This is a genomic window from Nocardia sp. NPDC050413 (assembly GCF_040655475.1).
GTDB lineage: Bacteria > Actinomycetota > Actinomycetes > Mycobacteriales > Mycobacteriaceae > Nocardia > Nocardia coubleae.
In genome coordinates this window covers 71527-95836 of the sequence record NZ_JBFAJZ010000002.1, presented here as the reverse complement: position 1 = coordinate 95836, position 24310 = coordinate 71527, and the positions used below count along the sequence as shown (strand labels likewise).

General features: G+C 68.3%; 23 protein-coding genes. 11 read left to right on the top strand and 12 right to left on the bottom strand.

All coding sequences use genetic code 11. From position 1 onward, the window contains the following. Positions 1-50 precede the first annotated feature (50 nt). A complete protein-coding gene (locus AB0I19_RS06480; RefSeq protein WP_067496425.1) occupies positions 51-1802 on the bottom strand; it encodes an acyl-CoA dehydrogenase family protein in 1752 nt (583 codons plus the stop codon). A gap of 137 nt (positions 1803-1939) precedes the next feature. After that, positions 1940-3688: a proline--tRNA ligase gene (locus tag AB0I19_RS06475; protein WP_357145349.1), complete on the bottom strand. Its 1749-nt coding sequence runs from the start codon at positions 3686-3688 to the stop codon at positions 1940-1942. Between the two features lie 270 nt (positions 3689-3958). Between AB0I19_RS06475 and ehuB the strand changes: the two genes are divergently transcribed. The 6 genes from ehuB to AB0I19_RS06445 all read left to right on the top strand — a co-directional run bounded on the left by ehuB (position 3959) and on the right by AB0I19_RS06445 (position 9168). After that, a complete protein-coding gene (gene ehuB, locus AB0I19_RS06470) occupies positions 3959-4846 on the top strand; it encodes an ectoine/hydroxyectoine ABC transporter substrate-binding protein EhuB (RefSeq protein WP_357145346.1) in 888 nt (295 codons plus the stop codon). Next, positions 4836-5570 carry an ectoine/hydroxyectoine ABC transporter permease subunit EhuC gene (gene ehuC / locus AB0I19_RS06465; protein ID WP_357145344.1) on the top strand — a complete coding sequence of 245 codons (735 nt, stop codon included), beginning with the start codon at positions 4836-4838 and terminating at the stop codon, positions 5568-5570. Before ehuB ends, ehuC begins: the two co-directional genes overlap by 11 nt. Next, complete coding sequence (ehuD, locus tag AB0I19_RS06460; RefSeq protein ID WP_357145341.1) at positions 5567-6214, top strand: ectoine/hydroxyectoine ABC transporter permease subunit EhuD; 648 nt, start codon at positions 5567-5569, stop codon at positions 6212-6214. The genes ehuC and ehuD overlap by 4 nt, the downstream gene beginning before the upstream one ends. Before the next feature lie 4 nt (positions 6215-6218). After that, on the top strand, positions 6219-6974 hold the full coding sequence (gene ehuA / locus AB0I19_RS06455) for an ectoine/hydroxyectoine ABC transporter ATP-binding protein EhuA (protein ID WP_357145338.1): 756 nt from the start codon (positions 6219-6221) through the stop codon (positions 6972-6974). 109 nt (positions 6975-7083) lie between these two features. Continuing rightward, positions 7084-7827: a peroxide stress protein YaaA gene (gene yaaA / locus AB0I19_RS06450; protein ID WP_357145335.1), complete on the top strand. Its 744-nt coding sequence runs from the start codon at positions 7084-7086 to the stop codon at positions 7825-7827. An 87-nt stretch (positions 7828-7914) separates the two neighbouring features. Further along, a complete protein-coding gene (locus AB0I19_RS06445; protein ID WP_357145333.1) occupies positions 7915-9168 on the top strand; it encodes a hypothetical protein in 1254 nt (417 codons plus the stop codon). On the opposite strand, the gene AB0I19_RS06440 is transcribed toward AB0I19_RS06445, so the two are convergent. The 3 genes from AB0I19_RS06440 to AB0I19_RS06430 all read right to left on the bottom strand — a co-directional run bounded on the left by AB0I19_RS06440 (position 9165) and on the right by AB0I19_RS06430 (position 10578). Beyond that, the gene (locus AB0I19_RS06440) at positions 9165-9839 is read right to left on the bottom strand and encodes an NAD(P)-binding domain-containing protein (RefSeq protein WP_357145330.1); all 675 of its coding nucleotides are present in this window, start codon (positions 9837-9839) and stop codon (positions 9165-9167) included. The two genes, AB0I19_RS06445 and AB0I19_RS06440, sit on opposite strands and share 4 nt — an antisense overlap. Positions 9840-9904: 65 nt before the next feature. Further along, a complete protein-coding gene (locus AB0I19_RS06435; RefSeq protein WP_067496485.1) occupies positions 9905-10297 on the bottom strand; it encodes a VOC family protein in 393 nt (130 codons plus the stop codon). Continuing rightward, the gene (locus tag AB0I19_RS06430) at positions 10297-10578 is read right to left on the bottom strand and encodes a metalloregulator ArsR/SmtB family transcription factor (RefSeq protein WP_357145327.1); all 282 of its coding nucleotides are present in this window, start codon (positions 10576-10578) and stop codon (positions 10297-10299) included. The genes AB0I19_RS06435 and AB0I19_RS06430 overlap by 1 nt, the downstream gene beginning before the upstream one ends. 177 nt (positions 10579-10755) lie before the next feature. Between AB0I19_RS06430 and AB0I19_RS06425 the strand changes: the two genes are divergently transcribed. Beyond that, entirely contained in the window at positions 10756-11592 is an 837-nt protein-coding gene (locus tag AB0I19_RS06425; protein ID WP_357145324.1) for an SGNH/GDSL hydrolase family protein, read from the top strand. A gap of 25 nt (positions 11593-11617) precedes the next feature. After that, positions 11618-12262 carry a LysE family translocator gene (locus AB0I19_RS06420; RefSeq protein WP_357145321.1) on the top strand — a complete coding sequence of 215 codons (645 nt, stop codon included), beginning with the start codon at positions 11618-11620 and terminating at the stop codon, positions 12260-12262. Here AB0I19_RS06420 and AB0I19_RS06415 read toward each other — a convergent pair. Continuing rightward, positions 12259-12882 (bottom strand): metal-dependent phosphohydrolase, encoded by a 624-nt coding sequence (locus tag AB0I19_RS06415; RefSeq protein WP_357145319.1) that lies wholly within the window; start codon positions 12880-12882, stop codon positions 12259-12261. The two genes, AB0I19_RS06420 and AB0I19_RS06415, sit on opposite strands and share 4 nt — an antisense overlap. Positions 12883-13000: 118 nt before the next feature. On the opposite strand from AB0I19_RS06415, the gene AB0I19_RS06410 reads away from it, so the two are divergent. After that, the gene (locus AB0I19_RS06410) at positions 13001-13414 is read left to right on the top strand and encodes a PPOX class F420-dependent oxidoreductase (protein WP_357145316.1); all 414 of its coding nucleotides are present in this window, start codon (positions 13001-13003) and stop codon (positions 13412-13414) included. Positions 13415-13416: 2 nt separating this feature from the next. Here the strand turns inward: AB0I19_RS06410 and AB0I19_RS06405 are convergent, their stop codons facing one another. From AB0I19_RS06405 to AB0I19_RS06395, 3 genes are all read right to left on the bottom strand, one after another. Continuing rightward, positions 13417-14904 carry an MFS transporter gene (locus tag AB0I19_RS06405; protein ID WP_357145313.1) on the bottom strand — a complete coding sequence of 496 codons (1488 nt, stop codon included), beginning with the start codon at positions 14902-14904 and terminating at the stop codon, positions 13417-13419. A 51-nt stretch (positions 14905-14955) separates the two neighbouring features. Next, positions 14956-16212: a uroporphyrinogen-III C-methyltransferase gene (gene cobA / locus AB0I19_RS06400; protein WP_357145311.1), complete on the bottom strand. Its 1257-nt coding sequence runs from the start codon at positions 16210-16212 to the stop codon at positions 14956-14958. Positions 16213-16342: 130 nt separating this feature from the next. Further along, positions 16343-17689, bottom strand: coding sequence for a DoxX family protein (locus tag AB0I19_RS06395; RefSeq protein WP_357145308.1), 1347 nt, complete (start codon positions 17687-17689; stop codon positions 16343-16345). 193 nt (positions 17690-17882) lie between these two features. Between AB0I19_RS06395 and AB0I19_RS06390 the strand changes: the two genes are divergently transcribed. Then, entirely contained in the window at positions 17883-19013 is a 1131-nt protein-coding gene (locus AB0I19_RS06390) for a phosphotransferase family protein (protein WP_357145306.1), read from the top strand. A gap of 14 nt (positions 19014-19027) precedes the next feature. After that, entirely contained in the window at positions 19028-20119 is a 1092-nt protein-coding gene (locus AB0I19_RS06385) for a hypothetical protein (RefSeq protein ID WP_357145303.1), read from the top strand. Positions 20120-20204: 85 nt separating this feature from the next. Here the strand turns inward: AB0I19_RS06385 and AB0I19_RS06380 are convergent, their stop codons facing one another. The 3 genes from AB0I19_RS06380 to AB0I19_RS06370 form a co-directional block, all read right to left on the bottom strand. Next, positions 20205-21803 carry a TROVE domain-containing protein gene (locus AB0I19_RS06380; RefSeq protein WP_357145300.1) on the bottom strand — a complete coding sequence of 533 codons (1599 nt, stop codon included), beginning with the start codon at positions 21801-21803 and terminating at the stop codon, positions 20205-20207. 380 nt (positions 21804-22183) lie between these two features. Continuing rightward, complete coding sequence (locus AB0I19_RS06375) at positions 22184-22666, bottom strand: cobalamin biosynthesis protein (RefSeq protein WP_357145297.1); 483 nt, start codon at positions 22664-22666, stop codon at positions 22184-22186. Beyond that, on the bottom strand, positions 22578-24104 hold the full coding sequence (locus tag AB0I19_RS06370) for a cobyrinate a,c-diamide synthase (protein WP_357145294.1): 1527 nt from the start codon (positions 24102-24104) through the stop codon (positions 22578-22580). The genes AB0I19_RS06375 and AB0I19_RS06370 overlap by 89 nt, the downstream gene beginning before the upstream one ends. Positions 24105-24310: the final 206 nt, after the last annotated feature.

Sequence of the window (24310 nt, the reverse complement as noted above, 5' to 3'; positions counted from 1 at the left end):
TGACACAGCGACGGTCCGGCCCACGGAACAGGCCGGACCGTCGCTGTCGACTACGGGCGCATCGCGTAGGCGCCGTCGTAGGACTCCACCTGCTGCCACACCCGGTCGAACCGTTCGGCGTCGGCGATCGGCGTGCGCAGGGCGGCGACGGCCCAGTTCCGCTGCGCGTCGGTGACCGACGGCTTGCCGAGCAGCGCGGTGGCCTGGGTGTTGAAGTCGCGGATCTGGAAGTCGAAGATCTGGTCGAGCACGTCGCGGTCGAGGCCGGTGAGTTCGGCCTGCTCAAGGATCAGCTGACCGTAGACCACCGTGGAGAACAGGTGGCCGATGGTGAGCATGAAGTCCAGGTCCTTCTGCTGCGCCTCGTCCGGTGCGGCGGTGAGCAGCAGCTCACGCAGCGCCTTGGCCTGCTCGTAGAAGCGGCCCACGTTCGGCACGTCGGCGGCCGCCTCGTAGGGCGGGGTCCAGTCGGCGAAGCGCACCTTGCCCGCGCCGCGCGCCGGGCCCTGCTTCCAGAAGAACTCCTCGTCGCCCGCCTCGAGCCGGGTGGGAACCGCCGGGTACTCGGCCGGGTTGAGCAGGTAGTTCGGCATGAACTTGAGGATCTGGCCCACGTTCACATGCACCGTGCCCTCGAGCCGGGGCAGGTGGTTGATGTAGCGCGAGGCCTCGTGGAAGTAGGTGTTCTTCTCGAAACCCTTGGCCGCCAGCACATCCAGCAGCAGGGTCATCGCGACCTCGCCCTCGGAGGTGACCTTGGACTTGGTCATCGGGTTGAACAGCAGGTAGCGGCGATCCTCGAGGGAGGCGCTGCGGAAGTAGTCGACGGCCCGGTCGCTGAACAGCTTCATCGCGATCAGGCGGGCATAGGCGTCGACGAAATTGCCACGCACGTGGGCGAAGTCGGTGACCGGCTTGCCGTAGAGGATGCGGTTGTTGGAGTGGGTGATGGCCTCGAAGAACGAGTGCTCCACCATGCCGATGCTGCCGTGGCACAGGTTGAACTTGCCGACGTTGACGGTGTTGAGCGCGGCCGAGAACCCTTCGGGGCCTTCGTGCAGCACGTCGGCGGCGGTCACCGGGTAGTTCTCCAGCCGGAAGTGGCTCACATACATCTGACCGTGGATGACACTGTCGACCAGGTGGTAGTTGTCGTGGCGGGAGTCGGCGGCGAACCAGACGTAGCCGTCGGCGCCCTCGATGTCGGCGCGGCGGGAGAACACCGAAACCATCGAGGCGACATTGCCGTTGCCGATGTAGTACTTCTCGCCGTTGGCGCGGAACAGGATGCCCGCTTCGGCGTCGGCGCTGCCCGGCTCGGTGGGGGTCAGGACGAGGTCGGTGTTGTAGATGTCGGCGCCGTGGTCACGCTCCGACAGCGCGAACGCCATGACCTGCCCGTCGGCGAGGTCGGCGGCGGCCTTGCGCTTGGCGATCTCGTTGTCGCTCTGCCAGATCGGGCCGAGGCCGAGGATCGTCACCTGCTCGGCGTACCAGTAGGCCAGCCCGTAGAAGCCGAAGATCTCCGACAGCGCCGCATTGCGCGCGGCGTCCCAGCGCTTGTTCGGGTCACCGTCGGCGTAGGCGGCGGGGGTCAGGAAGGTGGCGAACAGCTTCTCCTTCGCCACGAAGTCCAGGAAGTCCTGCACCCACAGCGCGTCCCGGTCGTCGGCCAGCAACTGCGCCTTGCCCTTGGACTCGAACCACTCGATGGTGGCTTTCAGCAGCCGCCGCGTCTCCGCATCGAAATGCTGCGGGTCGTAGGTGGCGGGGTTGAACAACAGGCTGGGCGAACTCGTCATACCCGTCAACTTATCAGCGCCCCACCCCGAACTACGCCGTCTACCTGCAGGTTTCCCCTACGTAGGCGTAAGTTCGCCGGATACGCCGATCGCGCTGCCCCACCGGTCGGCGGGACAGCGCGATCGTTGCGGACAGATCAGCCGCGCACGCGCGCGGTGACCGCGCTGACGGCGTCTTCGGCCGGGATCTCCTCGGCTTCGCCGGTCGACCGGTTGCGAAGTTCCACCTTGCCTTCGGCCCAGCCGCGGCCGATGACCAGAATCCAGGGCATGCCGAGCAGTTCGGCGTCCTTGAACTTCACGCCGGGTGAGGCGGTGCGGTCGTCGAAGAGGACCTCGAGGCCTTCGGCGTTCAGTCCGGCGACCACGTGTTCGGCGCCGTCGCGGGCGGCGGCGTCCTTGTTGGCGATCACCACGTGCACGTCGAAGGGGGCGACCTCGGCGGGCCAGCGCAGGCCCTTCTCGTCGTGCTGCTGTTCGGCGATCACCGCGACCATGCGGGAGATGCCGATGCCGTAGGAGCCCATGGTGAGGCGCACGGGCTTGCCGTTCTCACCGAGCACGTCCACGTCGAAGGCGTCGGTGTATTTGCGGCCGAGCTGGAAGATGTGGCCGATCTCGATGCCACGCGCAGACACCAGCGGACCGGCGCCGTCGGGCGAGGGGTCGCCGTCGCGGACCTCGGCGGCCTCGATGGTGCCGTCGGGAGTGAAGTCACGTCCGGCGACCAGGCCGACGACGTGCCTGCCCTGCTGGTCGGCACCGGTGATCCAGGAGGTGCCGTCGACGACGCGGGGATCGACCAGGTAGCGGACACCGTTGGCCTGCAGACCCTTCGGGCCGATGTAGCCCTTCACCAGGAATGGGTTGGCGGTGAAGTCCGCCTCGGTGAGCAGTTCCACCGTCGCGGGTTCGACAGCGGCCTCGAGGCGCTTGTCGTCGACCTCGCGGTCCCCGGGGATGCCGATGCCGACGATCTCGGACTTGCCGTCGGGGTGACGCAGCTTCACCATCACATTCTTCAACGTGTCGGCCGCGGTGACTTCGCGATCGAGCACCTTCGCCTCGTTGGCCCAGTCGACCAGGGTGGCGATGGTCGGCGTGTTCGGGGTGTCGTGCTCGACGGCGGCGGGCAGTCCGTCGATCGGCAGCGGCGCGGGCGCGGGGGTGACCACGGCTTCCACGTTGGCGGCGTACCCGGACTCCACGCAGCGCACGTAGGTGTCCTCACCCACGGGGCTCTCGGCGAGGAATTCCTCCGACGCGCTACCGCCCATGGCACCGGAGGTAGCGGCCACGATCACGTACTTCACGCCGAGCCGGTCGAAGATGCGCTGGTAGGCGGCGCGGTGGGTGGCGTAGCTGGCGGCGAGACCGTCGTCGTCGAGGTCGAAGGAGTAGGAGTCCTTCATGATGAACTCGCGGCCGCGCAGGATGCCGGCGCGGGGACGTTCCTCGTCGCGGTACTTGGCCTGGATCTGGTACAGCGTGACCGGCAGGTCCTTGTAGGAGTTGTACTCACCCTTCACGGTGAGCGCGAACAGCTCTTCGTGGGTGGGGCCGAGCAGGTAGTCGCCGCCCTTGCGGTCCTGCAGGCGGAACAGCGCGTCGCCGTATTCGGTCCACCGGTTGGTGGTCTCGTAGGGCTCGCGCGGCAGCAGCGCGGGCAGGGAGATCTCCTGGGCGCCGGTGGCGTCCATCTCCTGGCGCACGACGTCCTCGATCTTGCGCAGCGTGCGCAGACCCAGCGGCAACCACGAGTACACGCCCGGGGCGACGCGGCGGACGTAGCCGGCACGCACCAGCAGTTTGTGGCTCGGCACCTCGGCGTCGGCGGGATCGTCTCGCAGGGTGCGCAGGAACAGGCGGGAGAGGCGGGTGATCACGGATGCACAGGGTAGTCCCTGGTCCGGTGGGGCCGACAGCCGATTACCACCTGGGCGCGCGGGAAGGTCTCGTCGCCGGTCCGCGCCGGAAATCGCATATCAGGTTACCCATCGAAGTCGCGTGCCAATCAGCAGATAACAAAACGATAACGGAACCCGGATCGGCAAATATCGAAGCATTAGGTTTTTCACAGACGTGAATTTCCCGACGACAAAAGAAGATTCGGTAACCTGCACATTCTGCGGCGCTACCCCTGCGAGAGGCCGACCATGCCGGACACGATTTCCCTGCCTAAGCGCTGTACAGCAGTGTTCGCCGGTGCCGCGCTCGCGGCGGCGGTGCTCGCCGGGTGCACGAAGACCGAGACCACCGAGAGCGGCCAACTCCTGCAGTCGCTGAAGGACAAGGGCACGATCACCGTGGGTTTCGCCGGTGAGGCGCCATATTCGTTCGAGGAGGGCGGTCAGCTCACCGGCGCGACCGTGGCCCTGCACAAGGAGATCTTCGCCAACCTCGGTATCAAGACCGTCGACGGTGTGCAGACCGAGTTCGGCGCCCTCATCCCCGGGTTGCAGGCCGACCGATTCGACGCGGTGAGCGCCGGAATGTCGATCTTGCCGAAACGCTGCGAACAGGCGGCGTTCAGCGAGCCGGAATTCATGTACACCACCGCGCTGATGGTGAAAAAGGGAAATCCGATGAACCTCAGCGATATGCAGTCGATCAAATCCAGCGGAGCGAAGATGGCCGCGATGACGGGTGCCATCGAATCCGATTACGCCGCGTCGCTCGGCATCGACGCCACCCAGGTGGCCACCCCGCAGGACGGCATGGACGCGGTCACCTCGGGCCGCGCCGACGTGTTCGCGCTCACCGCGATCTCGCTGAACTGGCTGAAGAGCCACACTCCCGACGCGCCGGTCGATGTGACGCCGTCGTTCGTGGCGGTCATCGACGGCAAGCCGCAGGTCGGCGCGGGCGGCACGGTCTTCCGCACCACCGATCCGGACCTGCTCGCCGCCTACAACACCGAGCTCGCCAAGATCACCGGCGACAAGGACAAGTACCTGTCCATCGTCGGCAAGTTCGGCTTCACCGAACGCGAACTGCCCGACCCGAAGTACACGACGGCCAAACTCTGCAAGGGTGAGATCTGATCGGCCGGTGAGCAAGCTCGACGCGGTACGCGATGCCCTCCCCGCGCTGTGGGACGGCATCGTCGTCACGCTGGAACTGACCATCGGCGGTGCGCTGCTCGCGTTCGTCCTCGCCCTGGCGCTCGGTACCGCCGCACGTTTCCGCTCGCTCGCGATCCGTGGCAGTGCCCGTGTGCTCATCGAATTCTTCCGTGGCACTTCGCTGTTGGTGCAGATCTTCTGGCTGTTCTATGTGCTGCCGTTGCTCGGCTACAAGCTCGACCCGGTGTTCTGCGGCATTCTCGCGCTCGGCCTCAACTACGGCGCCTACGGTGCCGAGGTGGTGCGCGGCGCGCTGAACGCGGTGCCGCGCGCCCAGTTCGAGGCGGCGGTGGCGCTGAATTTCAGTCCGTGGCAGCGGATGCGGCGGGTGCTGTTCCCGCAAGCGTGGGCGCTCATGCTGCCCTCGCTGACCAATCTGCTCGTCCACCTGCTCAAGGCCACGGCGCTGGCGTCGTACATCACCCTGCACGATCTGACCTACGAGATCGGCCAGCTCCGCAAGACCACCAGCGACACCCTGTTCTCCTTCGGCGTCGGCCTGGTGATCTATTTCGTCCTCGCCTACCTGCTGACCCTCGGCATGAACCTCCTGGAAACCCGCGCCAAGACCAAGCTCGGCCGAGGTGCGTCGCTGAAGGAAGTGCTGCGACTCGCCCCTGACGACGCGAAGGTGACCGCATGAACGCCCAATGGAGCTGGGAGCGCGCCCGCGACGCCCTGCCGGTGCTGTGGGACGGCTTCCAGATCACCCTGCTCGCCACCGCGCTCGGCTTCGCGCTCGCCGCCGTGCTGGGGCTGGTGATCGCGATCATCCGCCAGTCGATGCCGCGCCCGCTCGCCGCACCCGTCCACGCGGTGAGCGAGTTCGTGCGGCTCACTCCGCTGGTCGTGCAGTTGCTGTTCGCCTACACCCTGCTCACCCAGTTCTCGGCGCTGCAGATCGGCATCACCGTGCTCGGTATCCATTACTCGAGCTATCTCGCCGAGGTGTACCGGGCCGGGATCGAGGCGGTACCGAAGGGACAGTGGGAGGCGGCGCGCGCGTTGTCGCTGCCGCCGACACGCACCTGGCGGGCGGTGGTGCTCCCACAGGCGATCCGTGCGTCGCTGCCCGCACTCGGCACCAACGCGGTGTCGATGTTCAAGGACACCCCGTTCCTGTTCGCCATCTCGGTGGTCGAACTGGTCACCGCGGCACAGCAATTCGGGGCCCGCAACTTCGCCTACCTGGAGGCCATCACCCTGGCGGGCGTGTTCTTCCTCGTCGCCAGCTACCCGACCTCCGTGCTGATCAGAAGACTGGAGAAGCGACTTGCCTACTACTGACGAGATGATTCGATTCGATCAGGTGGTCAAACGCTTCGGCGACCTCACCGTGCTCGACCACCTCGATTTCACGGTCGGGCGTGGGGAGAAGGTCACGTTGATCGGCCCGTCGGGGTCGGGCAAGACCACGATCCTGCGCCTGTTGATGACGCTGGAAACCGTGAGCGAGGGCGTCATCTGGGTCGACGGTGAACCCCTCACCCACACCGAACGCAACGGAAAACTGATGCCCGCCAAGGAGAAGCACCTGCGGGCGGTGCGCACCAAGATCGGCATGGTGTTCCAGCAGTTCAATCTGTTCCCGAACATGACGGTGCTCGAGAACATCACCGAGGCGCCGATCCACGTGCTCGGCAAGTCGAAAGACGAAGCGCGCGAGCGGGCACGGCATCTGCTGGATGTGGTCGGCCTGGCCGACAAGGAGAACGCGCACCCCTCCCAGCTCTCGGGTGGTCAGCAGCAGCGGGTGGCGATCGCGCGGTGCTGCGCGATGGACCCGAAGGTGATGCTGCTCGACGAGGTGACCTCCGCGCTCGACCCGGAACTGGTCGGCGACGTGCTCGACGTGCTGCGCACCATCGCCGAGACCACCGACATCACCATGCTGATCGTCACCCACGAAATGCGTTTCGCCCGCGAGGTGTCGGACCGGGTGCTGATGTTCGATGCCGGGCGCATCGTCGAGCAGGGTCCGCCGGAGCAGATCTTCGAGGCGCCGACCAACGAGCGGACGCGCAAGTTCTTGGAAGCGGTGCGCTGAGCACCCTGGACTTCGGATGCCGTAGTCGGCGAGCACGAAGACGCGGCTTTGCCGGGAGCGGCGGGGTGGGGCGCTGCGGTGATCAGCTCGGCGATTACCGTTGACGCTCGTGCTGGTGCTGCTGCCTCCCTCCGAGACCAAGTCCGACGGCGGTTCGGGCGCGCCCCTGAACCTCGACGATCTGGCGATGCCGCAGCTGAGCGCGGTGCGCGACAAGTTGATCACCGAGGTGGTCCAGTTGGCGGCCGATCCAGCAACCTCGGCTGCCGTGCTCGGGCTCGGCAAGGGCGCCGACACCGAGATCGCCCGCAACGCGACCCTGCGCACCTCCCCCACCCGGCCCGCGCTCGAGCGCTACACCGGCGTGCTCTACGACGCGCTGGACGCGAAATCGTTCACCAAAGTGCAGCGGGCCAAGGCGTATGCCCGGCTCGGCATCGGTTCGGCCCTGTTCGGTGCCGTCCGCGCCGGCGACCCGATCCCCGCCTACCGCCTCTCCGGCGGCACGAAGCTCCCCGGCCTGCCCACCCTGTCGGCCCTGTGGCGCGACGTCCTGCCCGACGCCCTCTACGCCGAGGCCGCGGGCGAGCTCGTCATCGACCTGCGTTCGGGCACCTACCAGCAGCTCGGCCGTGTCCCCGACGCGATCACCGCCAACGTCCTCACCGAGCACCCCGACGGTTCCCGCACCGTGGTGAGCCATTTCAACAAACACCACAAGGGGCTGCTCGCCCGCGCCCTCGTCCTCACCCGCGCCGACCCCACCGATATCCGCGGCGTGGCCCGTGTCGCGACCAAAGCCGGTCTGCGCGCGGAAATCGCCTCGCCCACAGAACTTCTCATCATCACCTGAACTCGGGGTGCGCGCCGGTCCGGTTACCGGTAACGTTCCGCGGTTCGGTCGCGTCCGGCCGGACATGCGTGATCGAGAGAGTGCTCAATGGGTTTCGGTAGGGGTTTGTTCCGGCGTCGCGAATCTGCTTCGCGGGACGCGATTTTCGGCAAGTGGGCGGTCGACATCCTGCGGGCGTTTCCCGAGGTGGTCTCGGCGGAGTTCGATGCGTCCGAGTTCCACGTCGATGTCGTCTACGCCGACGGCGCGATTCAGCAGTACGGCCTGCAGACGCCGTTCCGGCTGGCCGAGGGCCTCGACGGTGAGGAAGCGGTGCAGCTGCTCGTCGAGTACCTGCGCCGTGCGGTGACGTCGCGAACGGTGATGACCGAACCCGTAGCGGGCTGGGTGTCGGCGGCGCCGACGTTGCGCTCGGTGCTGCGGCCGGCCGGTGACCTCACCCTCGAGTTCCAGGGGAAACGGATCGGCGACCACATGCTGTGGCGGCCGCTGCTGCCCTGTCTCACCGAACGCGTGGTGATCGATCTGCCGACCTCGATGCGCACAGTGTCCCCGGACGATCTGGTCGAGTGGGGTGTGGATGCCGATACGGTCTTCGCCACCGCCCGCGCCAATATGATCGACTTCGCGGTGGAGACCGTGTCGCTGTTCGACACCGAGGACGGTGTGCTGTTCCTGCCGGACGACGACGGTGATCTCTACGCGGGGTCGCTGCCGCTGGTCGACGGCTGGCTGGCCGGGCTCGGCAACAAGGCGGGTGCGCAGCCGCTGTTCTTCGTGCCGGGCAGCTACGGAGTGCTCGCCGGCGTGGCCAGTTCTCCCGAGCGGGTCTGCGAGCTGGTCGCCGCCGCTCGGGAGATGTTCGACAATGCCGTTCGGCCCGTTTCACCGGCTCCCTACACGGTCGACGAACAGGGTCGGCTCGCGCCGTTCACGGTGCCTCTCGGCCACCCCGCCTGGGCCGCGATCCGTTCCGCCGAGGCCGCCCTCGCCGCACCGGTCCATGCCGCCCAGTATCAGGGCTTGCAAGCCGATACCGAAGCCGGCCGCCTGGATCTGTTCGTCGCCGAACTGCTGCACGTACGGGCCGAGAACGGCATCGAGGAAACGGTGGCCGCGTGGACCGACACCGTGGCCACGCTGCTTCCGCGCGCCCACGTCGTCAGCATGGTCGACCTGACGACCGCGTCCCTGTTCGGTGTTTCGTGGGAGGTGCTGGATCGCGAAGTCGGATTGCGGGCCGTGCCCGGCCTGTTCCCGCCCCGCTTCCTGGTCGAACATCACCCCGATCAGGCGACGCTGGCCAGGTTGCGGGCCGCGGGGAGGTGGGGAACGGGTTAGATCCGCGCCGCCACGAGGGCCGCGCGCACCTCGTCGGCACTCGCGGGCTTCGACGCGGGCGGCCAGTTGCTGTCGGCGGCGTACGGATGCACGTAGACCGGCGTATCCCGTTGGGAGCGGCGGCTTTCCGGGAGGTCACCACCGTCGACGACGTCGTAGCCGAGGCTGTCGATGAACTCCGCGGCCAGCTTCTTGGCGTCGGGGTCGTTGCCGAAGATGGGCAGCGCGGAGCGGTCGGCGGCGCCCGCGGGACGGGCGAGTTCGGCGAGGTTGGCGTAGGCGATGTTGTTGAACGCCTTGACCACCTTCGACTCGGGCAGGTGCGCTTGCAGGAGTTCGCTGGTGGTGGTCTCGTCGGCGTCGAGTTCGGGGAACGCGCCGTCACGCTCGGGATAGTAGTTGTTGGTGTCGAAAACCACCTTGCCCGCCAGCGGCTCGACGGGGATCTCGCGGTAGGCCTTCAGCGGGACGGTGACCACCACGTAGTCACCCGCCTCGGCCGCTTCGGCGGGGGTGGCCGCGCGGGCGCGAGGGCCGAGTTCGGCCACCAGGTCCGCCAGGGTTTCCGGGCCACGCGAATTGCTGAGGACCACGTCGTGACCCGCGTCGACCGCGAGCCGGGCCAGGGTGGAACCGATGAATCCGCTACCGATCAATCCGAGTGTCGTCATGTGCCGGGTCAACCGATGGGGCGCCACGATTGTTCCCCGCGGAAACCCGGCGACGCCCCGGTGCGCTATTCGCCGACAGGCGAGTTCAGGGAGATGAGATTGCCGCAGGTGTCGTCGAAGACGGCGGAGGTCACCTGGCCCATGGGCTGGGGCGGCTGGGTGAAGAAGACACCCAGGTCGGTCAGGCGGCGGTATTCGGCGTCGATGTCGTCGACGGTGAAGATCATCATCGGAATACCGTCGGCGCTCAAGGCCGTCTTGTAGGCCTTCGCGGCAGGGTGCTGGTCGGGCTCGAGCAGCAACTCGATGCCGTCGGGGTCGGCGGGCGAGACCACGGTCAGCCACGAGTACTCACCGAGGGGCACTTTGTGTTTCACCTGGAAACCGAGCACCTCTGTGTAGAACTTCTCGGCCTTGTCCTGGTCGTCGACGAAGACGCTGGTGACGCCGATGCGGATCATGTGTCCTCCTGGGGAATGGGCCACCGCGCCGTCAGCTCGCGCAGCGGGGTGAAGTCGCGGTAGTGGAATTTGTAGCGGCCGACGCGCCTCGTGCGGACGAGGCCCGCTGCCTCGAGCACCCCGAGATGCTGGGTGATCGCCTGCCGCGAGGAGCTGATGCCGTGCTTGGTCACGAGCCTGCCGCACAGTTCGAACAGGGTCTGACCGTCACGATCGGCCAGTTCGTCGAGCAGCGCGCGTCGTGTCGAGTCCGCCAGGGCGGTGAAGATATCGCTCACGGCGAGCACTCCTTGTCTCTTCCGCAACCACCATAGGCAAGTAGCTACTTGCCTGTCAATCGCATCGCCCAACAGATACCGTGACGCAGCACAAAGACAACGGGGGGCGCCGCCGCCTAGCCTGAACTCGGCCGACCGACCCGACGCCGACGACCGCTCGACCCCCAGGGATGTTCGATGACCAACCGCATGCGCGCTCTCGTTGCGGCGCTGACCGTTTCGGCGTCCGCACTGCTCTCGGCCGGAGCGCACGCCGAACCGGCGAGCGGAGCAGCCTATGTGGCCCTCGGCGATTCCGGTGCCGCGACCACCGGTGCCGCGAACCTCGACCTCACCGCTCCGCTGCAGTGCGCTCGCTCGACGGCCAACGCACCGAAACTGGTGGCGCGACGGCTCGCCCTCACCCTGGACGACCGCACCTGCAGTTCGGCGAAGATCCCGCACCTGACCCAGCAGCAGGGGCCGGGTGTCGCCCCGCAGCTGGACGCGCTCGGGCCCGCGACACGGCTGGTCACACTGCACATCGGCGCCAACGACGCCGACATGACCCAGTACATCCTCGGGCGGTGCCACCTGGGCGGTTGCGGGACGGACCACGGCTGGGACGAGAAGATCGACGCGATCGCCCCGAGTTACGCGGCAGCACTGGACGACATCAGCCGGCGCGCCCCGAACGCCGTCGTCGTCGTCGACGGCTGGCCGACCTACCTCACCGACCACAGCTGCCCGGCGATGGCCGGACTGCGCGACGCCGACGCCGCCCACATCCAGTCCAAGTTCGAACGGCTCAACGCGGTGGTCGCGCGCGAGGCCGCCGCGCACGGTGCGATCTATGTCGACACTGTCGCCGCGTCCCGCGAGTTCGGGATGTGTGCCGACCCGTCGGTGCGCTGGTTCGACCCGATCCTGGCCGACCGCACGCTGCTGCCCTATCACCCGACCCTGGCCGGACAGCGCGGCGTGGCCGACCTCATCGTGACCGCGATCGAATCGAACAACGCGCTCGCGCGCTGAGCGCGGCCCGGATACCGTGGCGGTCATGGTCTCCTGGGGTGCGCTGGCGTCGTTCGCCGGACTGGCGTTGCTGATCGTGCTCGTGCCGGGTCCGAGCGTGCTGTTCACCATCGGACGGGCGCTCACCGCCGGTCGGCGGACCGCGTTGCTGAACGTGGTCGGCAACGCTGCCGGGGTATACCTCCAGGTCGTCGCCGTCGCGTGTGGCGTGGGGGCGGTGGTGATGGCGTCGGCGACGGTGTTCACCGCGATCAAGCTCGTCGGCGCGGGTTACCTTGTGTACCTGGGCATTCAGGCCTTCCGGCACCGCACCCAACTGCACGATGCCATGCGGATCGGGCCCGACGGTCGCGACGGCAACGCGGTCGCGGCATTGCGCGACGGGTTCATCGTGGGCCTGGCGAACCCGAAGACCATCGTCTTCTTCGCGGCCCTGCTCCCCCAGTTCGTCGACCCCGCACGCGGCGGCGTACCGCAGCAGATGTTGATCCTCGGCCTGTGCATCCCCGTGTTCGGCCTCGTGTTCGATTCACTGTGGGCGCTGGCGGCCGGGTCGGCAAGAACCTGGTTCGCACAGTCACCGCGACGCCTGGCCGCGGTCGGCGGGACCGGCGGGTTGGTGATGATCGGCCTCGGCGCGTCGCTCGCGCTGACCGGACGCAAGGACTAGCCGGACAACCCGATGAGCTCGGCCGCCAGGTTGGCGCGAGCGGGCCCCTCGTAACGCTGATAGGCCCGCGGCGTGCGGAACAGGCGCGGTTGCTCGGCGAGATTGCGCAGTACCGAGGCACGGCCGGCACGGAACAGGTCGTCGGGGACGTGGCGGTATTCCTCGCGGATCGCGGCCGCGTAGGCGGCGTACTCCTGCGCTGTCCCACCGAGCACGACCAGGTCGGCGTCGCAGAGCACCGCGCCGTTGGCGTCGCCGGCTTCCGGGTTGTGACCGCGGGTGAGGATCACCAGGCGCATCACCTCGTGCACCAGTTCGGGTGTGGCGCCGAGTGATTCGAGCACGTCGCGAGCCAGGTCGGCGCTGCGTTCCTCGTTGTCGGCGCGGTCGACGGCGTAGATCGCGTCGTGGAAGAAGGCCGCGTAGCGCACGGCGTCGATATCGGTTGCGGCGTCGGCCAATTCGTCGACGGCGGCGAGCATCACCGACAGGTGGGTGAGGGTGTGATAGTGGCGGTGTGGTTCGGCGTAGCGACCGATGATGCCGATTCCGATGGCTTCGGAGTCGGTCCCGGCCAAGGCGATCCACCGGTCGAGCAGGTTCTCCGCGAGCACAGACATCCCTCCAGTCTCATGCCGCGTCAACTGTCGGGCAACCCCGTCTTCGCCACGAGAACCCGAATACCGTTCTGCCACAACGGGCCGGAATGCCGGGCATGACCGCCGCGTTCGTACCGGTATGACCCGAACCATCGCGCTGTCGGAAGAGTTGTCCACCTATATCGACAACGAGAAGGCGTATGCCACCGTCGCCACCCTCGGCCCCGACGGGCATCCGCACCTGACTGTTGTCTGGATCAAACGCGACGGCGACGACCTGCTCTTCTCCACCACCGTCGCCCGCCAGCAGGCCAAGAACCTGGCCCGCGACCCCCGCGTCACCGTGATGGTCAACCCGCCCGAGCGCCCGTTCGTCTACGCCGCCATCCGCGGCACCGCCACCCTCGTCCCGGATCCTGATCGCCTGCTGCCCGACGAGTTGTCCCTGAAGTACACAGGTCGGCCCTACGCCGAGTTCAACCCGGCCTCGGTGGACGACGCCGAACGGGTGACGGTACGGATCACGCCGTACAAAGTGACCGGCCGCCTCTGACCTCAGGCCTTTTGGGCTTCCTCCTGGGCGTGCTGTGCCTGGGCCAGCTGAGCAGGCGTGAAGCGCAAGGTCACCGCCACCACGGCGGCCAGCAGCGCCAGACCCGAGCAGACGAGCAGGACCGTGGTGTAGCCGCTGGTGAGCGCGTCGAGCTGGGGTCCGGTCATGGCCGACACCTTGGTGTCGGGGCTGCCGCCGAGCGACAGGGTGCGCGAGGCCGCGATCGGGCTGAGCAGTCCGATCGCGATCGGCGTCGCCAGGTTCATGAACATCTGCCCCACCGCCGAGAGCGGACCGATATCGGACGGCGGCACGTCGACCAGCACGCACAGCGGTGCGAGCACCATCGCCACACCCACCCCGAACCCGATGACGACGAGCAACGGCAGCAGGGTGGTGAAGTAGCCGATGTGGCGGTCCAGTGTCGACCCGAACAGCAGCGCCCCCGACAGCACGAGCGCAGCGCCGGTCAGCAGCCAGCGCGGCGGCACGAGCAACGCCGCCTTGGAGGCCAGCGCGCCGCCGACACCGATGCCGATGGTGAACGGGATACAGGCGATTCCGGCGTGCAGCGGACTGTAGCCGAGCGAGTTCTGCAGCATCTGGGCGACGAAGAAGGTCATCGCGCCGAGCACCGCGCCCGCCAGGAAGATCAGCAGGAAGGTCGAGTTGCGGTCGCGGCTGTCGAACAGCGACCACGGCAGCAGCGGGTCGGCCTCGTTGCGTTCGATGAGCACGAACGCCACGAGCAGCACGACACCGACGATCAGCGAGGTGAGGATGACCGGGCTGCCCCACCCCCACGACGGTCCCTCGGTGGCGCCGAACACGACCAGTGCGCAGGCGAGAGTGCCCAGCACCGCGCCCTTCACATCGAGGGGCGCGCGGTGGTGGGCGGTGTCGGAGAGCGTGTACATCGCGCCGACCACGATCAGCGCGCCGATCGGCACATTGATGAGGAAGATCATCCGCCACGACATCTCGGTGAGCAGACCACCGATCACCAGGCCGCTCACCGACCCGATCCCGGCCATCGATCCGACGACGGCCACCGCCTGGTTGCGCGCCTTACCCGGCGCGAACGTGGTGGCGACCAGCGCGAACGCGGTCGGTGCCGCGATCGCCGCGCCCGCACCCTGGAAGGCGCGCGCGATCAGCAGGGCCAGCTCGCCCTGGGCGAGACCGCAGGCCAGCGAGGCGGCGGTGAACAGGCCGACACCGGTGATGAGCATGCGTTTGCGGCCGAAGACGTCACCGAGGCGGCCGCCGAGCAGCATCATGCCCGCGAAGGTGAGGCCGTAGGCGGTGACGGTCCACGCGCCGCCCGAGCTGGACAGCCCGAGTTCGTCCTGCAGGCGGGGCAGCGCGAAGATCACGACGGTGCCGTCGAGCACGACCATGAACTGCAGGCCGCTGAGAACGATGATCGCGAGCCCGAAGGCCGACTGCTTCACCGGGGACTGCTTCGAGGCAGCGGGGTTTTCGAGCACAGTCGACCACTGTAAACGACACCGTCGGCGCCACCCGCCGTGATCGTGACCTCAGGCGGGATCGGCGGCCTCGGCACCGAAGGCCGCCGTGGGCCCGATGACGATGATCGCGGGCGGCCGGATGCCCTCCTGCTTGACCCGTTCGGCGACGGTGGCCAGGTCGGCGCGCACCACCCGCTGGGTGCGCAGGGTGCCCTCCTGGATGACGGTGGCCGGGGTGTCGGCGGGCTTGCCGCCGTCGAGCAGGGCGGCGGCGAACTTGTCGATTCGTTCCACGGCCATCATCAGCACGAGGGTGCCGCGCAGCTTGGCCAGCGCCGACCAGTCGACCAGCGAGTCCGGGTGATCCGGGGCGACGTGTCCGCTCACGACCACGAACTCGTGGGTCACCCCGCGATGGGTCACCGGGATGCCCGCCGCACCGGGCACCGAGATGGGACTGGTGATGCCGGGCACCACCGTCACCGGGATGCCCGCCTCGGCGCACGCCTCGAGCTCCTCGTACCCGCGCCCGAAGACATACGGGTCGCCGCCCTTGAGCCGGACGACGAACTTGCCCGCCTTCACGCCCTCGACGAGGGCGAGGTTGATCGCCTCCTGCGCCATGGACCGGCCGTAGGGGATCTTCGCCGCGTCGATGACCTCGACGTGCGGGCCGAGTTCGGCGAGCAGTTCCGGCGGGGCGAGCCGGTCGGCGACAACCAAGTCGGCGCGGGCGAGCAGGCGACGACCGCGCACGGTGATGAGGTCCGGGTCTCCCGGGCCACCACCCACGAGCGCGACGCCGGGCGTCACGGGTTCCGAATCATCGGTCACCACACCGGATTGCAGTGCTTCGAGCAGACCGTTGCGGACGGCGGCCGAGCGGCGGTGCGCACCGCCTGCGAGGACGCCGAGGGTGAGACCGTCGTAGCGGGCGGTCGCCGGGGTGACGGCGGTGCCGTCGCGGGCGATGTCGGCCCGCACGCAGAAGATCCGTTTCGCGGTGGCCTCGGCGACCACGGCGGCATTGGTCTCTGGTTCGTCGGTGCAGGCCATGGCGTACCAGGCCTCGTCGAGGTCGCCGTCGCGATAGTCGCGCAGTTCGACGGTGAGTTGTCCGGCCGTTGCCATGCCCTCCACGGCCGGGGTCACGGCCCGGCTGACCACGTGCACGTCCGCACCGGCGGCCACGAGCAGCCCGAGCCGACGCTGGGCGACGGTGCCGCCGCCGACGACCACGACTCTGCGTCCACGCAGATCGAGCCCGACCAGGTAGTTCGGGTCCCCGGCGGGCTGGGTCGATGCGGTGTCAGACGTGTTCGGCACAATGTCCGAGCCTAGTTCCTGACGTGCTGATCCCCGCACCCACCCGGCCGTTGCGGTATCGGCCCGCTGCCTCGTGCCGGTCGGCCCGATGGACGCCGCTCCGCGCGCGCCCCGCCGCACCGTGCACGGCTCAGCCCAGGTAGGGATTGTTCTGCACCCACCGGAACCCGGTGCCGCGCAAGGGGAAACTGTCGAGGTCGACGCGGGTAAGGACGACGGTGGCCTGCTTGCCCGCGATCTCTCCGCGCAGGGTGAGCCGGTCGTCGGCGCGGTCCACGGCCAGGGTCGCGTACGGTGACGGCGCCTGATCGGGTGCGGTCGGCGCGGTTGCGAGCGTGAGGTTCGCGGCCGCGGGGTCGACGGTGGCCATGACCGGGACGATCGTGTCGTCCATGCGCTGATAGCCCGCCGAGCCCTTGTCCACGATGAGGCGCTGCCAGCGCACGGGATCGGTGGTCAGCGGTGCCACCGGCACCTGGTCGATCGAGAACTCCGACACCTCCCAGATGCCGTACAGCTCCGGTTCCGGTACGCCCCCGCCGTATTCGCGCCACGAGTCCGTGGTCACCACGATCATTCCGGCCACGATCCACAACGCCGCCGCGACCTGCGCCACGGTGGCCCACCGGTTCGCCCGCGCGGACCGGAACAACGCGGGCTGCACCATCGGACCTGACGCACGTTCCAGCACAAGCACATCCAGCAGCCGCCGTGCCTGCGGGGCGAGCAGCACCAGGCTCATCAGCAGCAGATGCCCCGACAGCATCTTCACCGGCACGTCGAAGGTGAGGTTCAGCAGGAACACCTGGGCCATGCTGATCACGCTGAGCATGGCACCGAGGGTCGCGGTGCGCGGCCAGAACAGCAGCAGCCCGGCGAGCACCTCGGCCGCACCGAGCGCCATCTCGTAGGCGGGCGCGGAGCCGACCTGGGTCCACAGCATCGACATCGGGCTCAGGTCGCCAACGCGGGTGAGAAGCGTGGTCAGGGCCGGTTCCGGCATCTGGGTCGGGACCAGTTTCGCGAAGCCGTAGAACAGCATCTGCCCGCCCACGGCCAGTCGTAGCGCGACGAGGAACCAGCTCGACGCCCGCGGATAGGCGCGGCGGCGCCGGTCGAGAATCGACCACACCACGGTGACCAGGATCGCGACGATCAGCACCAGCCCGCACTGGATCCAGATGGCGGCCTGGTCGCCGCTGCCGTTCATCTCCAGCTCGGCGTACACGCCGAACACGTGCTCCCCGATCCAGCTGCTCACCGGGGCCAGCGTGAGCAGCTGCCAGGCGACGGCGTCCTCGGGCATCTTCAGCGCGATCACGCCGAGGAAGACGAAAGTGATCTGAGCCATCCACAGGCAGAACAAGCCGAAGTACGCGACGCAGAACCGGAACGCGATCAGGGTGAGCGGGTGCCACCTGGGCTCCGGTGCACGCACCGGCTCCTCCACTGCGCGCTCCGCGGCGACTGCGGTCACTACGTACCTCCCTATCGAAAACGGCTGTCCGGCAAGCTTTACCGACGACGACTCGCGCGCGCATCGGGGGAAACCCCGATCTTGGAGGTGTCAACCCTGAATCCCGCTCACCGACGCCCGCCTTACATTCCGGCCGGTCTTCCGGTACGCCGGTACGGAACACGTTTCACCACGCCGACAGGGGACCCCACGTATGTCCGAGGACACGGACCACACCGCGCAGCAGTCGCTGACCGTCACCGAGCTCGATCTCGACGCATTCGGCGAGCGGCTCTCGGGGTGGCTGTCGGGCAAGGTCGGCGCCGACGCCCCGCCGACGATCGGCAACCTCAGCAAGCCCGCCACCGGCGGCATGTCGAGCACCACGGTTCTGTTCGATGCCGAATGGTCGGTGAACGGGGTCGCCGAGAGCGGTTCGTTCGTCGCGCGGATGGCGCCCGAGGACTCGTCGTTTCCGGTGTTCCAGTCCTATGACCTGCCGTTGCAGTACCAGGTGATGTCGGGTGTCGCGGCGGCGTCGGAGGTTCCCGTGCCCGCCCTGCGCTGGCTCGAGACCGACGAATCACTGTTCGGTACTCCGTTTTTCGTCATGGACAAGATCGATGGCCAGGTGGTCGCCGACAATCCGCCGTACGTGTTCTTCGGCTGGGTTTTCGACGCCACCCCCGCCGAACGCGCCGGTATCACCGCCGAGACCGTCAAGGTGATCGCCCAGGTGCACGCGATCGACGATGCCGCACAGTGCTTTCCGGCGCTCGACGGCGAAGGGTCCGCGCTGCGCAGGCATTTCGAGGCTCAGCGCGCCTGGTACCGGTGGGCGCTGGCCGACGACGGTGTCGAGATCCCGCTCATCGAGCGTGCCTTCGACTGGCTGGAGGCGAACTGGCCCGCCGAGACCGGCGCCGAGGTGCTCAACTGGGGTGACGCGCGCCCCGGCAACATCCTGTTCGACGGCTTCACCCCGGCCGCGGTGCTGGACTGGGAGATGGCCACTCTTGGCCCCCGCGAGCTCGACCTGGGGTGGCTGATCTTCATCCACCGGTTCTTCCAGGACATCGCCACCCGGTTCGACCAGCCCGGCCTCGCCGACTTCCTGCGCCGCGACGACGTGGTCGCCGAGTACGAGAAGCTCACCGGCCACACCGTCACCGACCTGGACTTCTACATCGTGTACGCGGCGCTGCGCCACGCCATCGTGATGGCGCGGATCAAGCGGCGGATGATCCATTTCGGCGAGGACACCGTGCCCGACGAACGCGACGACTACATCATGCACCGGCGCGGACTCGAAGCGCTGCTCGACGGCACCTACGAATGGGACTGACGATGAACGCGATCATGCCCGTCCCCCTGGACGAATACCCGGTCCATCAGACGCCGCTGTCGCTGGCCCGGGTGGCGACCAGCGACCGGAATTTCTACGACCGCTACTACTTCAACGCCTTCGACCCCGCCGGTGACACCATGCTCATCACCGGGTTCGGCGTGTACCCGAACCTGGGTGTGGTCGACGCGTTCGCGTGCGCACGCCAGGGCGACACCCAGCACAGTGTGCGGTTCTCCGACGCGCTCACCTCGCGTGATCTCGACACCCGCGTCGGCGGTTACCGCATCGAGGTGATCGAGCCGCTGCAGAAGTTGCGCGTGGTGTGCGAACACGACGATCTCGGTTTCGACCTCACCTGGACCGGGGCGCAGCCGGCCGTGCAGGAACAACCGCACCTGATCCTGTCCGGCACGCGGCCCATCATCGAGGCCTCGCGTTTCGCCCAATTGGGTTCGTGGGAGGGCACTCTCGCGGTGCACGGGCGCGACTACTCCGTCGACCCGGCGGTGTGGACCGGCAGCCGCGACCGCTCCTGGGGCATCCGTCCCTCCGGCGAACCCGACCCGGCGGGCAGGCCGACGGGCATGGGTGGTTTCTGGTGGTTGTACGCGCCGCTGCGGTTCCCCGATTTCGCCATCGTGGTGATCGTGCAGGAGGAACCCGACGGCACCCGCACCCTCAACAACGCGGTGCGCATCTGGAACGACGGCCGCAAGGAACAACTCGGCTGGCCGCGCATGACCTGGGTCTACGAGCCCGGCACCCGCCACCCGCGCTCGGTCCGCCTCGACATGACGACCCCCGACGGCAAGCCCCTCGAGGTCGAGATCGAGTCCCGCCCCGGCATCGCCCTGCACGTGGGCTGCGGCTACGGCGCCGACCCCGACTGGACCCACGGCCGCTGGATGGGTGAGGACTGGTCGCTGTCGAGCACCTACGACCTCACCGATCCCGCCATCCGAGCTCGCGTCCCCTACGGCGTGATCGACCACATCGGCCACGCCCGCTGTGGCGACGCCGAGGGCTGGGGCCTGTTCGAACACGCCTCCATGGGCCGCCACGACCCCACCGGTTTCGCCGATTGGTCCTCGGTCGCCCCCTGAGGGTGAGGAACTTCCGCGCGAGAAGAAAAGGTGCCGCCGCGACAACGAGGTCGCGGCGGCTCCGTTTTCTGTGCTGTGTGAACTTCTATGCGGCCGTGGCGAAGTCGGCCAGCAGCGACGGCACGGCCGCGTCGAAACCGGCGACATCGAGCATGCCCGCGTCGTCGGGATCGGCGATGCTGAAGTTCGTCGCGGTCATACCGACCACCACCAGCTTGGCTCGCGGGTTCACCTCGCGGCGGTACCGGGCCAGCGCCTGGTGCGGGTGCATCGAACCCGCCCATGTCTCGTTGTCGGTGTAAACCGAGAACACGTCGACCTCGATGCCCTTGTCCAGCGCGTGCAGGATCGGCAGCGCGCAGTCGGTTCCGCCGAACGGCAGTCCCGACACCGCGCGAACGGCGTCGTCCAGGCGCTGACGCGGTGAGATCGCCAGCTCCGACAGCGCGTTCGACTGCGACCACCCCTTACCGCCACTGGTGAACCCGACGATCTGGTGCCGGGGTTCGGTGCGGGCGGTGACCAGGGCGAGCGCGGCCGAAGCCTCGCGTGCCGACAGCGGCAGACCACCGATCCGGGCGGTCATCGAGCCGGACACGTCGAGCGCGAGCAGGTGCCGCAGACCGGTCGGGTTCACCAACTCGAACGCCGCGTAGAACGCGGCATCGAGTGCGTCGACCACCGGAGCCGTCGGCGTCCAGCTGCCCGAACCGCGTGCCGAACGCCCGGAAGCGTAGGTACGCAGAGCGATCAGCACCGAGACGGGGTGCACCCGGGCCGCGCGCAACCGCGCCGGCTCGGTGAGCTGGGCGCAGATCGCGGCCGTCCGCGATCCGAGCGGGTCCAGCAGGCCGAGCCGGGTGAGACGCGGGAGCTGACGCAGCAGTGCCGTCTGCGGAATACCGTTGTCCAGCAGCGCCTCCCACACCTCGGGTGTGTTCAGCGCGGCATCGGGCAGCATCTCCCAGCCGAGCCGGTACTCACGAACCAGCGCGGGCACCCGATCGGCCGGGGCGGTCTGCGCACGCTGGAAGCCCTCGACCACGGCCAAGCCGTCGAGTTCCGTTGCGCGACCGCAGATCCAGTCGAACAGCCTGCGTCGTTCGTCGTCGGTGGCCGCCGGGTGTGACAGGCGAAGCAGGTCGCGGTGCGTCCAGCCTTCACGCTGCCGGTACTTGACCGCCTGGAAGGCGAGCGCGTCGACCGGCTTGTCCAGGTACCAGTTCGCGACTGCCCGGCGCAGCCCGCGACCCCAGCCGCGGAACTGCTCGATGTACCCGGCGAACAGAAACAGGTGAGTACCGGTCCGCGCGACCTGCGGCAACGCGGCCAGCGCGGCACGACGGCCGTCGACATCGCCGACCGATGCGGCGGCGGCCAGCGCGAAGAGCGCGGGATTCTGCCGCGGCGCACGACCGGAGGTGGAGATCTCCACGATCTCGCGCACCAGGTCGGCGGTGTGCTCGGCCGCGTACTCGACGAGGAACTCGGCGTTGTCGGCGGTCAGCGCGGCGGGGCTCACGTAGTACGTTCCCGATTCGGTGCCGAGCGTGAGGAAGCGGCGCACCCGCGCCTGCGGCGTGATCTCGAAAACGTAGCCACCGGCGTTGTTCACGACCTGACGATTGTCGGCCGGTGCGGACTGCGGTGTGCTGCGGCGGTTGAACCGCGACAGAATATTCATTGTTCCCCTCCGATACGCCCGTGGGCGTCGATATTCGGCCCCGGACCCGACGGGGCATGTATGCGGAGTGGGGCAGGCGTGGTGTTTCGGCCGGAGACGGAAATTGCTTTCCGACGCGGGGTTCGAACCCGCCCGACTTGAGAGGTCACCAGATAACCGACCGAATCCGGCCCGCCCTACTCCGTCGCAATCGCACGGCGGGCGTGTGTGTCCCGACCGGACGCGCCGAGTGCTCTACCAGGCTGAGCTACCGCCACCGCGCGGTGGCGGACAGGATTCGAACCTGCGACCGCTTGGATGAAAGGTAACCGATCAGTGCCGGCCCGCCGTACGACTGCTGGAACAGACGTTACTGTGCGCGGCCGATCTTGCCCAGCGAATTAAATCGGGTCGGCGTACGCCACTGCCACGACGATTCCGTCGACAATTGTTCGACCGCACACTGATTCGCCATTCCCCGCGAGTAGTGCGGCGGCCTCCGCGACGCTGGGAGTACCGACCGCGGATTCGGTGCGTGGCGAGCTGTGCGCAACCTCGACCGCGGACAATTCCTCGGCGGTGAATCCGAACAGCGCGACTCCGAGTATCGCGGCGGCCGCCCGCACTTCCGGCTCGGCGGCTCGGGTGTCGAGCGTCGCCAGGCAGGCGATGCGGTACTGCCCGACAACCTCTTCGACGGCTCGCACGATGCGATCCGATGTGGTGCCGGGGCGCAGACCGATGCCGACCGTGACTCGGTCCGGCGACCCCCTACCGTCCGTCACCGACGACCCGTCATCGAGATTCGAATCCCGTTGCGGCGGCGACGAATCGGCGGATGGCGTCAGGATTACCGGCAGGGTGGGTGTGCAGGTAGGAGGCATGGACCTGGCCCACCACCGCACCTTCGGAGACGGACTGTGTTGTGCGCCAGCCCCATGCGGAGTTCGCCGTGCCCGCCTTGGTCAGGCGGGTGCGGTGGAATTCGTGGCCGCGTACTCGGGAACCCGCCTGCCACAGCACCGAATCGTGCAGGGCGACGGCGTCGCGGTAACCGAGGGTGAGGCGAGGGCCGAATTCGGCGTCGGCGTCGATCACGCCTGCCATGGGATGCCCGTCGAGGGCGCGGGTGAGGTAGAGGAGTCCGGCGCATTCCGCGTGGATCGGGAGGCCGTGGGTGGCGCCGTCGGCGATCGCGCTGCGTAGGCGTACGTTCGCCGAGAGTTGCGCGGCGTGCTCCTCGGGAAAGCCACCCGGAAGCACCAAACCGGCTGTGTCCTCGGGCAATTCGTCGGTCAGTGGATCGAAGACCACGACCTGCGCACCCGCTGCCAGGAGCAACTCTCGGTGCTCGGCGTAGCCGAAGGTGAAGGCAGCGCCGCCGGCTATCGCGATCACCGGCCCCCCGATCCGGGTGCGGCGGTGGCCGGCGGTCGCGTCCGTGATCGTGGTGGTCGGCAGTAGGGATCGCTCGGACGATGTCGCCGGGGCGGGATCGTGTGGAGTTCGCGCGGTAGCGGCCGACCGGCCGAGCTCGCCCGACGACTGCTCTCGATCGGGCAGTATGGCTCGGTCGGCGGCCAGTTCGGTCAGCGGATCCCAGGCGGGGCCCTGTACTGATCCACCGGCCAGGGTGACGATCGCCGGGAGGTCGACGTGGGCGGCGACCAGGGTGGTCATCGCGTCGACCGCGCGGGTGGCGGCGGTCCCGTGTTCGACGGCGGGGATGAGGCCGAGATGGCGTGAGGGGACTTCCAATTCGGTCATCCGGGGTAGCACGCCGAGGACGGGGATGCCCACGCGGTCACACGCCGAGCGCAGGACCTGTTCGTGGCGTTCGCTGCCGACGCGGTTGAGGATCACTCCACCGAGACGGACCGAGGAGTCGAAGGTGGCGAATCCGTGGAGCAGGGCGGCCAGACTCTGCGAATGCCCGCGCGCGTCGACGACCAGTACGACCGGTGCGCCGAGCAGGCTCGCCACCTGCGCGGTGGAACCCTCGGCCACCGCCTCCGTCCGATGCTCGTCGATACGACCGTCGAACAGGCCCATCACGCCCTCGACCACCGCGATATCGCACCCCTGCGCCCCGTGGCGGTACAGCGGGACCACCCGATCCTCGCCTACCAGAACAGGATCGAGGTTCCGGCCGGGGCGCCCCGCGGCGAGCCCGTGATACCCGGGGTCGATGTAGTCCGGGCCGACCTTGAACGGCGCCACCTGGTGCCCAGCCCGCCGCAACGCGCCGATGAGCCCGGTGGCCAGCGTCGTCTTGCCGCTACCCGACGCCGGGGCCGCGATAACGATCGCCGGCGCGCTCACGGTCGCCGCTCCCACACGACCGTCGTTCCACTCCCCGTTCGTTCCACAACGGCTGCCGAGCCAACGACCATTCGTTCCCCCACAGCCGCCGGGCCAGCTGCCATTCGATCCACCACAGCCACCGAGCCAGCCACCATTCGATCCACCACAGCCGCCATGCCGCCCGCTGTTCGATCCGCCACGGCTGGCGGCCCGGCCACCGTTCG

Coding starts and splice junctions, on each gene's coding strand:
- AB0I19_RS06375 (WP_357145297.1), bottom strand. CDS start 22,666: ATGCCTCCTACCTGCACACCCACCCTGCCGGTAATCCTGACGCCATCC.
- AB0I19_RS06410 (WP_357145316.1), top strand. CDS start 13,001: ATGACCCGAACCATCGCGCTGTCGGAAGAGTTGTCCACCTATATCGAC.
- ehuB (WP_357145346.1), top strand. CDS start 3,959: ATGCCGGACACGATTTCCCTGCCTAAGCGCTGTACAGCAGTGTTCGCC.
- AB0I19_RS06425 (WP_357145324.1), top strand. CDS start 10,756: ATGACCAACCGCATGCGCGCTCTCGTTGCGGCGCTGACCGTTTCGGCG.
- AB0I19_RS06480 (WP_067496425.1), bottom strand. CDS start 1,802: ATGACGAGTTCGCCCAGCCTGTTGTTCAACCCCGCCACCTACGACCCG.
- AB0I19_RS06440 (WP_357145330.1), bottom strand. CDS start 9,839: ATGACGACACTCGGATTGATCGGTAGCGGATTCATCGGTTCCACCCTG.
- ehuD (WP_357145341.1), top strand. CDS start 5,567: ATGAACGCCCAATGGAGCTGGGAGCGCGCCCGCGACGCCCTGCCGGTG.
- AB0I19_RS06380 (WP_357145300.1), bottom strand. CDS start 21,803: ATGAATATTCTGTCGCGGTTCAACCGCCGCAGCACACCGCAGTCCGCA.
- AB0I19_RS06390 (WP_357145306.1), top strand. CDS start 17,883: ATGTCCGAGGACACGGACCACACCGCGCAGCAGTCGCTGACCGTCACC.
- AB0I19_RS06385 (WP_357145303.1), top strand. CDS start 19,028: ATGCCCGTCCCCCTGGACGAATACCCGGTCCATCAGACGCCGCTGTCG.
- ehuA (WP_357145338.1), top strand. CDS start 6,219: ATGATTCGATTCGATCAGGTGGTCAAACGCTTCGGCGACCTCACCGTG.
- AB0I19_RS06445 (WP_357145333.1), top strand. CDS start 7,915: ATGGGTTTCGGTAGGGGTTTGTTCCGGCGTCGCGAATCTGCTTCGCGG.
- AB0I19_RS06420 (WP_357145321.1), top strand. CDS start 11,618: ATGGTCTCCTGGGGTGCGCTGGCGTCGTTCGCCGGACTGGCGTTGCTG.
- AB0I19_RS06415 (WP_357145319.1), bottom strand. CDS start 12,882: ATGTCTGTGCTCGCGGAGAACCTGCTCGACCGGTGGATCGCCTTGGCC.